Here is a 15,494-nt window from a genome sequence, read left to right as displayed (position 1 = left end):
ATTTTAAGCTTTATAAAAGGCTAAAGACGGCCTTTCATGCGCGCTCTATAGGTTTGCATTCATATATTTGCTGACATGCTCCCGACTCAGCTCTCTTGCCATTTTAACTTTTCTCAAACCAAGCCACCAAAGAAACAGCATGAACGGCGTAATGAACAAAAGCCAATTTTTTTGAAACGTTAATATATAATCGTAAATCCCATGTAGGATGAACGGTACAATTAAGGAATAGCAGATCCATTTGCTTCTTGGCATAGTAAACTTCCCTTTACCAAGGTAATAGCCCATGATAACACCAAAAAGAGCATGGCTTGATACAGGCAGCAAGGCTCTTCCTAATGCATATTCCACACCATTTGCTACAAGATAAAGAATGTTTTCAACAGTCGCAAAGCCAAGTGATATGGACACTCCATAAATGATTCCATCATATGGTTCATCAAACTCAATATGCTGATAAGCTGTAAAGAACAAAATAAACCATTTGAAAAACTCCTCTAAGAGGCTCGTTGTTACAAAGGAATTCAATAAATGAGATGGAACAGCTTCTTCGACGCGAAGAACATATTGGATAAACATGATTGGAAAAACAAGCAGAGCACCTGTTATAAATGCTCTAAACACTAGCGCTATCGGTTCTGATTCATATTGATCTTTTAAGTAAAAATAACTTAAAAGCGCCAAGCCAGGTGCAATACCAGCGGATAGTATGGCTAACATTCGCTCTTTCCCTCTCCCTTTTTTGCCAGCGAACTTTTGCGGATTCTTATTTTCTTGCCGCTATCGCTTCAGCTATCTGGTCCCCATGGAACCTGCCATTTTCAATAAATATTTCGTTTGCATTATTGCCAGCTGCAATTACCCCGGCGATGAAAATTCCTTCCACATTCGTTTCCATAGTGTCCGGATTAAATACAGGCCTGCCAGAGTCTGCTTCGATTTCGACTCCCATCTTCTTAATAAATCCGTGATCAGGATGATATCCAGTCATCGCAAACACGAAATCATTCGCAATTTCCTTATTCTCACCTTGCTTCTTATACGTTAAGGTTTTTTCTTTAATTTCTACCACTTCTGAAGCAAATTCCATTTTTATAACACCGTTTCTGACAAGGGCTTCAAACTCTGGAAGAATCCACGGCTTAATGCTGCTTGAATATTCTGTGCCTCTGTACAATACCGTTACGCGGGCTCCTGCTTTCACCAATTCAATCGCAGCATCCACACTTGAGTTTTTTCCGCCGATTACTGTTACATCATGATTAAAATAAGGGTGCGCTTCCTTAAAATAGTGGCTAACCTTAGGTAAATCCTCGCCTGGTACATTCATATAGTTCGGGTGGTCATAATACCCAGTTGCGACGATCACATAATTAGCGCGGTATTCTCCCTTTGAGGTTTGCAATTTGAACAGGTTATTTTCCTTTGTTACATTCTGCACTTCTTCATATGCATGAATCCTTAAGTTTTTTCGTTTTGCTACTTCTCTATAATACACAAGCGCCTGATTTCGGTTTGGTTTATATTGTTCAGTAAGAAAGGCCACATCCCCAATTTCCAGCTTTTCGCTCGTGCTGAAAAAAGTCTGGTGAGTTGGATATCCATGTATCGCATTTACCACATTTCCCTTTTCAATGATAAGGGGGTTAATGTTGATTTTTTGCAAGGCGATAGCAGCAGCTAATCCACAAGGCCCAGCACCGATTATAATCGCTTGTTCTTCGTTCATGTTAATCTCTCCTAACTTCTATACAACTCTCATGCACAGCATGAGCAAAATATGTAAATACCTGAAAAAAAATCTCCTATTTATAGCATAGGAGATTTTTGGTTATTATACAATAGTTTGTTATCCTAACTTAAATCCAGCCGCGGAATCTTGACGCTTCCGCCATTTTTCGAACACCGACCATATAAGCAGCCAATCTCATATCCACCCTGCGGATTTGTGCTGTTTCATAAATGTTCTCAAATGATTTGCTCATTACTTTTTCCAATTTTTCTTCGACTTCTTCCTCAGTCCAGTAGAAGCCTTGATTGTTCTGAACCCACTCAAAATAAGAAACTGTTACACCGCCGGCAGATGCTAATACATCCGGCACTAAAAGAATGCCTTTTTCCGTCAAGATTGTTGTAGCTTCAAGTGTTGTAGGCCCATTTGCCGCTTCTACCACAATGCTTGCTTTAATATTATGAGCATTTTTTTCAGTGATTTGGTTTTCAATTGCTGCAGGAACCAATATATCACAATCCAATTCCAAGAGCTCTTGGTTTGTAATCGTATTGTTAAATAAATTCGTTACCGTTCCGAAGCTGTCTCTTCTGTCGAGAAGATAGTCAATATCTAAACCATTTGGATCATGCAAAGCACCATATGCATCGGAAATTCCGATTACCTTAGCACCAGCATCATGCATAAATTTCGCTAAAAAGCTGCCTGCATTTCCAAAGCCTTGCACAACAACTCTTGCTCCTTTAATTTCGATGCCTTTTCTCTTGGCCGCTTCTCGGATGCAGATTGTCACACCTTTAGCAGTTGCCGTTTCCCTTCCATGTGAGCCTCCTAGTACGAGAGGCTTGCCTGTAATAAAGCCAGGAGAGTTGAACTCATCAATTCTGCTGTACTCGTCCATCATCCATGCCATTATTTGTGAGTTCGTGAAAACATCAGGTGCAGGAATATCCTTTGTCGGGCCGACAATCTGACTGATTGCTCTTACATAGCCTCTGCTCAATCTCTCCAGCTCTCTGAAGGACATGTCACGAGGATCGCAGACAATTCCACCTTTACCGCCGCCATATGGAAGATCAACAATTCCGCATTTTAGGCTCATCCAGATAGAAAGTGCCTTTACCTCTGTTTCTGTAACTTGAGGGTGGAATCTGATCCCTCCCTTTGTTGGGCCGACTGCATCATTATGCTGTGCCCGGTAGCCAGTGAATATTTTCACACTGCCATCGTCCATCCTTACAGGTATCTTCACTGTCATCATACGGATCGGTTCCTTCAGTAGTTCATACACCTCATCAGAATATCCTAGCTTATTCAATGCCTTATGAATGATCGTTTGTGTTGATTTTAAAACATCGTGTTGCTCTTCAACAATCTTTTTTTCATTAGACTTTTTGGCTACCATTTAATGAATCCTCCTAAAAAACTGCAAAGTTAAATTATCATTTTTAACGGTCAAAATTCTCATTAAAGACTAGCATTTCCTTTTTGTCTACATACATTTTAACTTACTTTAAAATTATAGTATGTACATTTCTCGAAGTACACTCAATAAAGAACTCATTGCTGCTAACTTTTTTTATAAATGGATCGTCTCTGTAGCCGTTGCATAACCTTTTTTTGGTATGCAGGACAGAGCCAATTAATCAAAATGACTTGCCACTGTGGAAAGATGTTTTATAGTATGCTCTCCTTTATAATATATTCAAAAAGATACAACTTTGTCCTTATCTTTCACACTATTTTGGCATATTCTTTTCTTTTTACTAAATAGAGATTGCTTGACACACCTATAAAGAATTAAGATATAATTCTTTATCATTATCTTATCATTTTTCCTCGAAATTACCAATGATGAAGTTAACTGATTTTGATTTTTTCACGTGTAAATTTAAGGCCGCGAAAATACAAAAAAGCTCTTTACTGGCAAAATGCGGCCAAAAAAGAGCTTGAGGGAAAAAACCGAGTAAAAAGCATTATATTTTGTCTTCATTTAAAATATTGGTTGATCATCTCAATCGCGTTTTTCTTTTGGATTGTACACCCGTATTCCTCAATCATGTGGATGCTCTTGATGCTTGCTTCACCGAATTCACTTAAGATTGCTGCTGCCTGTGCTTCCTTGACAGCCTGAATATCAGGAAAATACAAGTAATATTTGCCATCAGCGCTCGAGAATGTTCCGCCGGAAAATCCTGCTTGAAAAAGCACCTTACATGCTTGAATGGCATCTTCAAGATCAGAGAACTCATATAATATATCAACAGTTTCTTCAACAGTAACCTGCATCTCCAAAAACCCTTCTGCCAACAGTTCCTCATCTTGGAATTCTTCCTCGTTCATCGTCAAGATCATGACCATTCCTTGTGCCTTCATCGAGAAAATCTCCACCGCAACAGAACCATGTATTTCCAAATCAAACATATCATTAGCTTCTTCGAGCATTTCATGAAAAAAATATTGCCATTTTATCGAGTCTTTCCATATATCATCTTTCGTCAGTCCACGTTCATACAGATCATCAAATGTCAGGTATATCTTTATTCTATTATGATTCAATCGTTCTAAGCGCATGACAATGCCTCCTGCTTCTATCTGAAAAAACTCTTACTGTAGCGTATGAATGAAGCAGGAAAACGGTGATTTGTCTGTATTATTTAGATTCGTTTATCTTTAGTATGCTGGATTTTAATAATATGCGTTTCCGGTTTAGCCCCAAGCCTTAACGGTATGGAGGTTGTGCCGTATCCATTGCTGACTAGAATAGTCGTTTTCCCAATGACCTTCGTAGTTCCTTTCTCATATGGACCGAACCCTAATATCCGAATTTGTCCACCGTGAGTATGACCGCTCAGCACTAAAGTCACTCCATCATCGTCCGTTAAATCTTCCATTACTTTCGGATTATGACTGACAAGTATTTTGAAATCAGATTTCTTGATGCCTTGTAAAGCCATTTCTAAATCATCGTGTTCTAAGGAACGGTCTTCAATCCCAGCTAAATGCCATTTTTGTTTTTTCGGAGATGTAAAGGAAACCGATCTATTATCAAGAACCGTTACATTCTCTTCAGCAAAAAGCTCCTTCAGCTTTTCTATATCTGCTTCATAGTCATTATTTCCCCATACGAAAAAAACGGGGCCAATTTCTTTAAGCTTTCTGAGATTACTGCGGACCGTATCAAACTGGACGCCCTTTTCAAGTAAATCTCCGCCAATAATAACAAGCTCTGCAATTCCCTTTGCTTCCTCCACAATGGCAGGAGATACTTCCCTTCTATGTATATCAGAAATGAAAAATATCGTAATTTCCTTGAATGTCATTGGAAAATTAGGAAAGTAAAACATCTCATATTTCAAGTTATCCTCCATTGCATTCTTATGCATCTTTACAATCAATGCTATTCCTGCAAGGATCATCAGGATGACTGCCACAACAACCAACACAAGCATACCCTTCCCCCCCTTTTTTTAGTCTATTGAATTATTGTATAATGTTCACTTTGTTTTTACCAATAAATCGACAGCTTGTTTTAAGCGAAGTCCTCAAATTAACAAGGCATTTTACGTGTTCCTTCTACTATAATTGTCTTTTCATGAAAAAATTTACATTTTCAGTTTTCATAAACGAAAACAGGGAGGCTTAGGACCTCCCTTTCCAATTTGGTAAACCTTGATTTTATATTACTTCTTGGGTATGAGGATTAATGTTAATACTTCGCCTCCCTTTGAACAGTTTGGATTACCTTACCTTCACCGTTGCTTACCGCTAGCAATGTTTTCAATAATTTGATTTGTAATTTAGGTATAAAATTGGATATCTGAGTTCTTATGCTCCAATATTATTTTTTTGCGTAAACTCCGTTACTCCGCTTCCCATTGCATCATGGCTGCTTTGACAAATTTGGGCTGACGCTGCTTAATTTGAAATGCCTCTTATCTAACCATCTATTTTAAAATAGATTCATAGCTAAATTTCTCCTTCGAGCCTTTCATAAGAATTGCCGCAAGCAATGCCAACACAACTCCTAAAGCTAATAAAATCCAGATACTTACAAGCAGTAATCCTGTAAATTGTCCAACCACGAGGAGTATCACCGGCAGGACTAGGAAGACTGTGCGCTGCTGGGCTTCCTCCACTGTCTGTGCTTTCGCAGATGCGCGTACAATTAGCGTAATGGCAATCAAAGAGATGGCCGGAGATATAAGCAGCATGATAATCATCCAACTAATGTCAGGCAATATAATGGCGCCTGTCGTTAAAACTATTTCAATTTCCATGACAAGAATCATTGCGAAGAATGATGTAAACGAGACAATCATGCTCATCAAAAAGGAAGCAAGTATTTTTGATTGGAATATTTGCCGCAATGATAGCGGGCAATAAAGTAACGTTTCCAGTGTGCGATTTGCTTTCTCCCCGACAATGGAACTTGCCGCCATTACAGAAGAAGCCATTATTGGAATGATTAAAAAGAATACAGGCATAATGTTGTTCAGCACAAGCTTTATTATATTCTGATTGAAGTTGCCTGCCTGTTCCGCAAGGGGAAGCATCTCTAACAGCTTTTGAAATTCAGCTGTTTCTTCTGGCACAAAGTGTATGACTAGGATAAATATCGAGGGTAGGATGACTGTCAATACCAGCGGTACAATCAACATAACGGAAAACATTTGCTTGTTACTTGTGATTCCTCGTAAATCCTTTTTTATGATGGCTCTTTGCATTGCGTTGATCATTTAATGGTCTCCTTCTGCTTTTCTTTTTCAATTAAATTGAAATAGATATCCTCCAGCGAAGGACGCTTCATTGACACATGATAAACATCGCCACCTTCTTCTACGATGCTAGAGACAATATGGGGGATTTCCTCTTCCGTTTGAATATCCATTTCAAAATTCCGTTCTCCTATTTTTCGATATGACAGACTGCCGGGTAGCTTGCTGGCTTTTATCTTGACTTTCATTCCGGAAATAACCTTGGAACGAAGCTGCTCAAGACTTCCAGATGCGAGTAAAGTTCCCTGATTCATCAATCCAAATGAGGTGCAAACCTCCTGCGCATAGCGCAATTGATGGGTACATAAGAATATGGTCATTCCTTTGTCACGTGCAAGACTTTGGATCAGTTTGTTGACACTTTGGGCACTTTCAGGATCAAGCCCGGAGGTAGGTTCATCTAAAAACAGGACTTTGGGTTGATGAATCAACGCACGAGCAAGGGAGAGCCGTTGGCGCATACCTGTAGAATAGGTGGTTAGTTTTTTATCTTTCGCATCCGAGAGATTCAACTTTTCTAATAGAGATTCAGCGTGTCTTTCACTCTGGCCAGAACTTTTGCCGAATGCAGAGGCATAAAAAATGAGGTTTTGAATCCCTGTCAAATTGTCATACATCTGCGCATGTTCCGTCACAACACCGGATAGACCATGCACTTTTTCTGGATTTAGAGTCGGATCAATTCCTAACACCCGGCAGCTTCCCGCAGAAGGTGTGAGCATGCCATTCAAAACTTTGATAGTAGTGGTTTTTCCGGCACCATTCGGGCCTAAAAATCCAAAAACTTCACCTTGCTCAAGAGTGATGCTTATATTATCCACCGCCTTTTTACCCCCGGGATATATTTTTGACATATGATCTATAACAACTGCTTTCATTATCAAACCTCCTTATTTTAATCAAAGTACTATGCTCTTAACCGTTGGTCAGATTCTTCCGGAGATTAATCCTGGGGTAGCGCTGTCTCCATTTTGATTTTTGTTTTTAGCCAGCTATCAATAAGAGCAAAAAATCATCTCCGTGAAGATGCAAAAGATAAATGATACAAAACCAACTCAGTGTAATTCTCTGATAACTCTAATACTTATCCCATTCACTTCAGCGTTATATTGTCCTTGCACTGCGGATATATAATAACTTGCGGTTCTCTTGCATTCATTCACCACTCCTGAAGGCGTTCCCATCATGGAATATATTAGAGAAAGCAAAGCCTTCTCCCGAATGCCCTTTAACGTTCATAGAGGAAGTAACCACGGATTTTCCCGAACTTTCCTTACCATCTAAATCTTGATAACGTACAAAGCTTGTTTAACCCCTAGAACACCCGAGGTTAAATAATGGGAATATTCTCTTATCCATTCACTGTCTAACTGTTCAAAAGCAGAATCTGACTCAGCTGCTTGCTTATAATAGAAATTATACCCCTCTGCCTCTTCTATCCCCTGCCACCTCTAGCTCTCCATTTGTGTTTAGCACAACTACATTCTCGTTCGAATAATTACTGATAGATGAAATGCTAGAATTAGTTTCAGCTGCATTTGTAGGTATTGCACCAGCCTATATAATAACAATGGGTGATACTAAAGCAATAGCGATTGCCTAGAATGCTTTTCTTTTTCCCTTCTAATTTTTTAGAAATTTTATATACCCCTTAGAAAGTCAACATTGATTTAAAGCGTTTCCAAAAAGTTGTGGCGGAAAAATAATTCTCAATACAAATATAACAAGTAAAAGAATAATTTTCTGCAGGACTTTTACTCTAATCTCTGAAAATGGTATTATCAGCATCCTTTTATCGTAATAGTATAGAGGTCATGAGAATTTCACTTTCAAAAACGCAAGCAGATTTTAATCATGTCCAGTCTATCTTACATTGTAAAATCCCTTCGCTTCACTAATGGAAATGAAAAACTCTCCAGTAGCGGAGAGTTTTTTAATTATTCTATTTCATCTATCTTCTGCTTTAAATATTTAGCAATTTCTGTTTGCCCAAATTGTCTAGCATATTCATATGCATCCATATTCTTAATATTCTCTCCTGTATATCTAATTGAAATATCTATTCCCTTTTCAACTAGAAACTCAGCTACATCTTTATGCCCGCCATAAATTGCTCCAAATAACGGATTTCTGTTTGCCAAGCTCACATCTATTTCTGCACCATGCTCTATTAAATACTTCACTATTTTCAAATGCCCAGCTCCTGCTGCCAAATTTAATGAAGAAGCATCAAAGATACCACCTTTTGTATTAACATCGATTCCTTTTTGAACTAGATACTCTACTATTTCAAAATGTCCTTTCTTTGCTGCAACATGTAACCAGGTACCAAATGGTGTCATTAAGTGTAAAGATTCTGGATTATCATCTATTAAATGCTTTACTTCATTAATATCACCAATCTTTATAGCATTTCTTATCGTTTTATTTACAATTTTTTTATCCATAATATTAGCCCTTCTGTATTTTCTAATATCTTGTACTAGCTATGCACCTTAATCTTCAAGTCCTTCAACTATATCATCAAAGTCATGCCCATTTCTCCAATAGCCCTTAACCGTTTCACTATTTCCTCTAAAGCATCAAGACTCTGTTGTCCTACTTGGGCATTTGGTGCCAAGACAAGATTTCCTTCCCTATAAATGTATTAACTTTCTATATACTTTATAGTAATAGCACCCATTAATCAAAAACCAAATACTATTAGCAATCCGCATCAAGTTACTTCTTCGGTCAAAAAACATTAGAATGATTTTGCAAATCATTCATATTATTGTAAAGATATGAAAATAAAGGAGGGCTTTTTGTTATGAGTCAGTTTTATAAAAAATACCACCCTTATATAAGCCCTAATGATCCTTGCCCGCCATTGAAAACAAAAGTATATTCCACCCCGCCCAATTTATATATGGGCTTTCAGCCGCCCCATTTGCCGCAATTTTCACCAATGGAAGCACTCAAAGCAGGAACATTATGGAAAGCTTTTTATGACCCTTATTATAGTCCTTATGAAAAAAGAGAAGGTGATGCATGATGAAACAGCTGCCTGCAGAATATTATCAGCTTCTTGAACAGCTGCAAGCTGTTGACTTCGTACTGGTCGAATTAACACTTTATCTTGATACACATCCGAATGATCAAGATGCAATCAATCAATTTAATCATTATGTTAAAGAAAGAGAAAAGTTTAAACAGCTATATGAAAGCAGGTATGGTCCACTTCTGCAATTCGGAAACAGCTATTCAGGCAGTCCATGGGATTGGGACACAGGGCCATGGCCTTGGCAAGTATAAAAATGATTGAGGGGGCATTGATATGTGGCTTTATGAAAAGAAATTGCAGTATCCTGTTAAGGTCAGCACCTGTAATCCCATGCTGGCTAAATTTCTGATAGAGCAATACGGCGGCGCAGACGGGGAACTGGCTGCAGCACTGCGCTATTTAAATCAGCGTTATACGATACCTGATAAAGTGATTGGCCTTTTAACAGATATCGGCACAGAGGAATTTGCTCATTTAGAAATGATTGCAACAATGATCTATAAATTAACTAAAGATGCAACTCCAGACCAACTAAAAGCTGCCGGCCTCGATGCGCATTATGTCACACATGAAAAAGCGTTATTTTATCATGATGCTGCAGGTAATCCGTGGACTGCTACATATATCCAGGCTAAAGGTGACCCGATTGCGGATTTATATGAGGATATTGCTGCTGAGGAAAAGGCGCGGGCGACCTATCAATGGATTATTAACATGAGTGATGATCCTGACTTAAATGATAGCCTGCGGTTTTTGCGGGAAAGAGAAATTATTCATTCCCAGCGGTTTAGAGAAGCGGTTGAAATTATTAAAGAAGACAGAGATCGAAAGAAAGTATTTTAGAATATGCAAAAAGAGACTAAAGTACAGTATTTTAGTCTCTTTCTCTACTTTGTTTCATGGAAAAGATTAATGTCATACTCCTGTTTCATCATATAAAAAACATGGTGACGGCCCTTCCACTCTTCTTCCTTCTTCCAAAGATCTTTAGCTTTATCGATAATCTCACAACGGAGCTCATGATATTCCTTCTCTGCTTTATCCTTTTTTTGTTTAAGAACATTCATAAATCCGAAGGAACCAACAATCATGGCCAGTGCATAGAGATTAAATGTTTTAGCGATAAAAATAGAAAACATGATGGCAAAGGAATGGGAGAACGGAACGGCAATATGTTTATACAGCCAGTAAGCGTAAAAAAATCCAAAAATAATTGTCAGCCACATAACAAATAAATGCCTTGTTTTTATCATGTCAAATTTACGTTTTTTATCCACTAGCTTTTGCAGCATTTCCTTTGTCGTTTCATCTGTATTGCTGTCAAGATTTAATATCGACGATTCCATATGCCAATCCTCCTTCCCTTTCACTATATGAAAGGAAAGGACAAGTTAGAATCAATTATTTAGCGGTTATTGTGGAATTTTTAATACTTGCCCAGCCAGTACATTATCACTTGTAAGCTGGTTTGCTTGCTTAATGATCTCTATTCCAGTTTTAGAGTTATAATATTTCATCGCTATTCTGTATAGTGTTTCATTAGCTGCTACAGTATGATAGATAACCGATTGTTGGGAGGCTGCTTCTGCATTTTCTGTTTCTGTTTTTTCAACTGGTTCCTGCTTTTCCACCTCAGAAGCAGCTGCCTTTTCCGCTTGGCTGTCTGCTGTGGTTTTTTCCTGTTCTGCTGCTGTTTCTTGTTTCTTTGCAGCCTCTTCTTTCTGTTGTGCTGTTTCTTGTTTCTTTGCAGCCTCTTCTTTCTGTTGTGCTGTTTCTTTCTGCTTGGCTACTTCTTTTTCTTCCTGCTCAGCGCTGGATGCTTGTTCTTTTGCGGTTTCATCAGGCTTTTCTTCTGCTTCACTGTCTTCTTTTTCTACTGTTACATTACCAGTTGCAGAACTGCTGCCCTTTTGTTCAACACCTATCTGCTCGAATTGATTGGAAGAGCTGTTCACTGGAAGCACTGTGTCAACTGAATAGCGGTTTATCATTTCATGTATGCCGAGCAATAGTACAGGCAGGGCAATAAAAGAAATAGCAAGAATCGTCATGCCTGTATACTTTTGGTTTTTCTTTTTCTTTTTTTTCTTTTTATGATGAACAGCTCTGCGCGACGGCAGTTCTTCTGTTACTCTGCTTGGAATCGGTTGAGCTGGCTTTTCACTTTCTTCCAACCGAGAAAGCCGTTTTTTCTGCCGTTCTGCTTGAACTCTGTAAGGATCTTCTCTTGTCATGAACATCCCTTCCCCCTAAACATATTTCAAACGTAATAATATTAGTCAAAAACCTTATATCTAATCAGCAAACCAAGGAAAAAGTCGATTGTAAAATGCATGATAATGGTCGCCAGTAAACTTCCTGTCCACATATATAAAAACCCAATTAAAAGACTTATAAAGATGATGTTTACAAATAAAAACCAATTAAATAAATATCGGTAGTGGATGACTGCAAAGATTATGCTTGCTGCCAATAATCCTAAATTTGTTTGAAGGATACCGCGAAACAATATTTCTTCACTGATACTAATCACGGCAGCGATTATGGCGATATGAGCTGGATGCATATTTTGAAATATTCGTTTGTTTAGTCCGCCGTCATCATGATACTTTTCAGGTAGATATCTCATAAATATCATATCGAGGCCAACAACCGCCGCACCTAAGGCAAAGCCGATTAAAATATGGTTCCAATTAAAGAGGCTTAAAGAAGTAAATATATCTTCTATCTGGAATACGAATATACCTAAGCCTGCAGAAATAATTAATAATATAAATTGTGTTATATATAAGTGCTTTATAAGCTCTTTATCAGACAAAGTATTTAACAGCTGGGAATATTTTTGTTTATTCATCGGCTTTTTCTCTTCTCTTATTTAGAATAAAAGCAAGCTGTCTTTTCCAGCCATCACCAACAAGCTCTGCCTTATCATTAATAGGCTGACCCGCATAAAACCTCTCCATATTCAAACCGCAATTATCACAGCATACGGAATTAATTGGTGCTTCTTTTTCCTGGAAATAGCTCGTCAAATAGGATCTGCGGCATTGCTTTAATAATACCCATGCAAGCATATCGTGTATGCTTTGTTTTTTAACAGCAAGCCTGTTCTTGCAAAATTCACTAAAATGGTTAAGCTTTGCTTCTATTTGCTTGCAGGTTTTTCCTTCTGGCTGAACATAGGCAGTTAGCACTCGCCATTGAGTTTCAGTGAATTGCTCCATTATCCAAGCCAGCTCTTTTTCAGCCCAATCTTCATATGTAGTATATGGAAGCAGAGACCTTCGCAGTTGATTTAACTGCAGCTCATTCGGCAGCTCCATTTCCGTGAGCTGATAAGCAAGCGTTTCGTCACCTGGCACATATAAGAGGATGGAAATACTGTTTTGACGGTCTCTGCCAGCCCTGCCGATTTCCTGTAAAAAAGACTCTACTTGTGTTGGGAAATGATAATGAATAACATAACGGATGTTCTCCTTATTAACTCCCATGCCGAATGCACTTGTTGCACAAACGATATCAAGCTGGCCATTCAAGAACTGTTGCTGAATCAAGATGCGATCCTCTTGGGACATGCCGCCATGATAGGCATTTATTCTTTTACCCGAGTTTTGCTTAAGTTCTGCAGCGGTTTGCTCTGCCAGCTTTTTGCTTGAAAAATAAATGATGCCAGGTCCTTGCAGTGTGTTTGTCAGTTCTTCAAGCCTTTTCCTTTTTTCTATCCCACTCGATAAAATTTCTGCTGTTAAGGCAATATTGGGTCTGTCGACACTGTAAATGACTTGTTCAACAAATTCTAGAGCTAATGATGATATAATATCTTTTCGGATGGCGGGAGTGGCTGTTGCTGTAAGTGCCAATGTTAATGGATTTCCCAACTCCTTGCGCACTATCCCTAAATTTTGGTACTCTGGTCTGAAATCATAGCCCCATTGGGAAATACAATGAGCTTCATCGACAACAAATAAACCAATTTCCAGTTTTTTCAAAACATTCAATATATAGGGTGTTCCAATCATTTCTGGGGAAATAAACACGAATTTATACTTGCGTATATTTTTAATTACGTCATTTCGCTCTTGCCAGCTTAAAAAGGAATTAATGGCAACAGCATTTTTTTCGCCATTCATTTTCATTTGTTCGACTTGATCTTGCATGAGTGACAGTAATGGCGAAATGATGATGACCGTCCCTTTCAGAAGTTTCCCAGGCAGCTGATACACCAATGATTTCCCTGTTCCAGTCGGCAGCATTGCCAATGTATGACGATTCTCCATTAATGCTGAGATTGCTTCCTTTTGTCCTGGGCGGAAAGAGGGCAGCGAAAATAATTTCATTAGGTTTTTTTCTAAATTCAATTTATGCCTCCCCCTAACTTCGCAAGAACGATTCTTATTTCAAAATATGACATTTCAGGAAGCTGTTGTTTGATTTGCTTCAACGACTTGGAAGCAGTAACTTCTGCGATTTTTTTTATTTTAGCTATTTTGTTGGGACTAACATAATCTTCAATCGAAAAATCAGGGATATTCAACACGAGTTCTGCGATATGATCTTCAATTGTACTCATCTTCAAACGTCGCATTGTACTTATTTCGTCAAGGCTTAAGCCTTTTTGAATATATTCATATGTCGCTTTGGTTGAATTAGTCAAAATATATGCAGTATTATCATCCATCACCATTTGTCTTAAAAATGGGAATTTTTCTTTAGCACTGAGAATTTTCTTCAGCATAAAGTGAAGCAATGACAGAAAGTAAAGCTCATAATAACTTCTGTCTATCCCAAAACTAGCTGCCGCTTGCTCTGGAGTTAGCCCAATATGCTCTGACCCTGTTAACCTGCACACAAGGTATTCAGGTAACACTGCTTCATCATCGAGGCAATCAGCCAATTCTTGGTAAAGCTGTTCATTCAGTGATTGTCTGTCGCCAGCATAATTCTGCAATGCTCGCTTCATCCACGCCTGTACTACGATATTTCGCTGAATTGGCATATAGCGATTATCGCCTTTGGAAAGATGGGAGGCAACTTGAACAGAAAGTGCCAGCCGCTCCCAAAATCCTACAGCAATTCGGTGATATTTCCAGCCATTTAAATGGGTAGGAATAGGGTATTCTATAAGTAAACGCGCAAACTCATCTTCTTGTTTCGGATTGATGTCATAATGCTGAAATGTTTTTCCTTCAGCAGTCCATTTCTGCTCTTTTAAAGCAGAAATAATCCTGTCGAACTCTGCTCTTGATAAATTCGGGTATGTTTGAAAAAAAGGCATAAGTTCAAAAATATGGATATCCTGTATCGTTTGCGCTGATTTTTTGCCGTTTAGGATATGAAGGACAGAGTAGATAGTTCTTTCTCCCTTTATTCTTTGTAAACAATATAACACGATTACCTCAATAAAGGTCATATACGAAAACTCCTTAAAATAATGGTTCATGTCGAATTATGTACTTTCTTGCTTTATATTTTACCACGAAAACTGTACTTGGAGCTAAACTTGAATCATTAATGCGAGGTTTATTCCTTTATATTGGTCTTTTTTATTGAAAAGTTATACATTCAGTTTTACAATAAAGGATGGATAGTAAAGATGTATCATTATTTATAAATGCATATTACTTAACAAAAGAATACTGGAGGTTTTTACGACTCATGGCAAAATATACGATTGTTGATAAAGATACATGTATTGCTTGCGGTGCATGTGGAGCTGCAGCTCCTGATATCTATGATTATGATGATGAAGGCTTGGCATTTGTAATGCTTGACGATAACGAAGGAACTGTAGAAGTTCCAGAAGTATTGCTTGACGATATGCTTGATGCATTTGAAGGCTGCCCAACAGATTCCATTAAAGTGGCAGATGAGCCGTTTGAAGGCGACGCATTAAAATTCGAATAATAAAAAAAGCAAAAAGAGTTTTTCTCTTTTTGCTTTT

17 protein-coding genes are annotated in these 15,494 nt (G+C 38.2%); 4 read left to right on the top strand and 13 right to left on the bottom strand.

Annotated elements, in window-relative coordinates:
- Positions 1-45 precede the first annotated feature (45 nt).
- From prsW to LXM54_RS01570, 8 genes are all read right to left on the bottom strand, one after another.
- The gene (prsW, locus tag LXM54_RS01605; RefSeq protein ID WP_233313338.1) at positions 46-720 is read right to left on the bottom strand and encodes a glutamic-type intramembrane protease PrsW; all 675 of its coding nucleotides are present in this window, start codon (positions 718-720) and stop codon (positions 46-48) included.
- 46 nt (positions 721-766) lie between these two features.
- Complete coding sequence (locus tag LXM54_RS01600) at positions 767-1,729, bottom strand: YpdA family putative bacillithiol disulfide reductase (RefSeq protein WP_233313337.1); 963 nt, start codon at positions 1,727-1,729, stop codon at positions 767-769.
- A 130-nt stretch (positions 1,730-1,859) separates the two neighbouring features.
- Complete coding sequence (locus LXM54_RS01595; protein WP_233313336.1) at positions 1,860-3,137, bottom strand: Glu/Leu/Phe/Val family dehydrogenase; 1,278 nt, start codon at positions 3,135-3,137, stop codon at positions 1,860-1,862.
- A gap of 584 nt (positions 3,138-3,721) precedes the next feature.
- Entirely contained in the window at positions 3,722-4,306 is a 585-nt protein-coding gene (locus LXM54_RS01590; RefSeq protein WP_233313335.1) for an adaptor protein MecA, read from the bottom strand.
- Between the two features lie 83 nt (positions 4,307-4,389).
- Positions 4,390-5,184: a metallophosphoesterase gene (locus LXM54_RS01585; RefSeq protein ID WP_233313334.1), complete on the bottom strand. Its 795-nt coding sequence runs from the start codon at positions 5,182-5,184 to the stop codon at positions 4,390-4,392.
- 495 nt (positions 5,185-5,679) lie between these two features.
- Positions 5,680-6,471: an ABC transporter permease subunit gene (locus LXM54_RS01580; RefSeq protein ID WP_233313333.1), complete on the bottom strand. Its 792-nt coding sequence runs from the start codon at positions 6,469-6,471 to the stop codon at positions 5,680-5,682.
- Positions 6,468-7,388 (bottom strand): ABC transporter ATP-binding protein, encoded by a 921-nt coding sequence (locus LXM54_RS01575; protein ID WP_233313332.1) that lies wholly within the window; start codon positions 7,386-7,388, stop codon positions 6,468-6,470. The genes LXM54_RS01580 and LXM54_RS01575 overlap by 4 nt, the downstream gene beginning before the upstream one ends.
- 1,059 nt (positions 7,389-8,447) lie before the next feature.
- Complete coding sequence (locus tag LXM54_RS01570; RefSeq protein WP_233313331.1) at positions 8,448-8,957, bottom strand: ankyrin repeat domain-containing protein; 510 nt, start codon at positions 8,955-8,957, stop codon at positions 8,448-8,450.
- Between the two features lie 362 nt (positions 8,958-9,319).
- Between LXM54_RS01570 and LXM54_RS01565 the strand changes: the two genes are divergently transcribed.
- The 3 genes from LXM54_RS01565 to LXM54_RS01555 are packed head-to-tail and all read left to right on the top strand — an operon-like array spanning position 9,320 to position 10,396.
- Positions 9,320-9,544 carry a spore coat associated protein CotJA gene (locus tag LXM54_RS01565; protein WP_233313330.1) on the top strand — a complete coding sequence of 75 codons (225 nt, stop codon included), beginning with the start codon at positions 9,320-9,322 and terminating at the stop codon, positions 9,542-9,544.
- Complete coding sequence (locus LXM54_RS01560) at positions 9,544-9,804, top strand: spore coat protein CotJB (protein WP_282581436.1); 261 nt, start codon at positions 9,544-9,546, stop codon at positions 9,802-9,804. The genes LXM54_RS01565 and LXM54_RS01560 overlap by 1 nt, the downstream gene beginning before the upstream one ends.
- Before the next feature lie 22 nt (positions 9,805-9,826).
- Positions 9,827-10,396, top strand: coding sequence for a manganese catalase family protein (locus tag LXM54_RS01555; protein WP_233313328.1), 570 nt, complete (start codon positions 9,827-9,829; stop codon positions 10,394-10,396).
- A gap of 44 nt (positions 10,397-10,440) precedes the next feature.
- On the opposite strand, the gene LXM54_RS01550 is transcribed toward LXM54_RS01555, so the two are convergent.
- From LXM54_RS01550 to LXM54_RS01530, 5 genes are all read right to left on the bottom strand, one after another.
- Positions 10,441-10,899, bottom strand: a complete 459-nt coding sequence (locus LXM54_RS01550) for a YpbF family protein (protein WP_233313327.1) — start codon at positions 10,897-10,899, stop codon at positions 10,441-10,443.
- 66 nt (positions 10,900-10,965) lie between these two features.
- Positions 10,966-11,793, bottom strand: coding sequence for a LysM peptidoglycan-binding domain-containing protein (locus LXM54_RS01545; protein WP_233313326.1), 828 nt, complete (start codon positions 11,791-11,793; stop codon positions 10,966-10,968).
- Between the two features lie 35 nt (positions 11,794-11,828).
- Positions 11,829-12,407 (bottom strand): CPBP family intramembrane glutamic endopeptidase, encoded by a 579-nt coding sequence (locus LXM54_RS01540; RefSeq protein ID WP_233313325.1) that lies wholly within the window; start codon positions 12,405-12,407, stop codon positions 11,829-11,831.
- Entirely contained in the window at positions 12,400-13,911 is a 1,512-nt protein-coding gene (locus tag LXM54_RS01535; RefSeq protein ID WP_325169543.1) for a RecQ family ATP-dependent DNA helicase, read from the bottom strand. The genes LXM54_RS01540 and LXM54_RS01535 overlap by 8 nt, the downstream gene beginning before the upstream one ends.
- Entirely contained in the window at positions 13,908-14,963 is a 1,056-nt protein-coding gene (locus LXM54_RS01530; protein ID WP_233313324.1) for a helix-turn-helix domain-containing protein, read from the bottom strand. The genes LXM54_RS01535 and LXM54_RS01530 overlap by 4 nt, the downstream gene beginning before the upstream one ends.
- Positions 14,964-15,208: 245 nt before the next feature.
- On the opposite strand from LXM54_RS01530, the gene LXM54_RS01525 reads away from it, so the two are divergent.
- Entirely contained in the window at positions 15,209-15,457 is a 249-nt protein-coding gene (locus tag LXM54_RS01525; protein WP_233313323.1) for a ferredoxin, read from the top strand.
- The last annotated feature ends 37 nt before the right edge of the window (positions 15,458-15,494 follow it).

The organism is Bacillus sp. Au-Bac7, from assembly GCF_021341655.1.
In the GTDB taxonomy this organism is placed as follows: Bacteria; Bacillota; Bacilli; order Bacillales; family Cytobacillaceae; genus Niallia.
The sequence above is the reverse complement of the archived record's forward strand: the minus strand, read 5'-3'. Positions and strand labels throughout refer to the sequence as shown.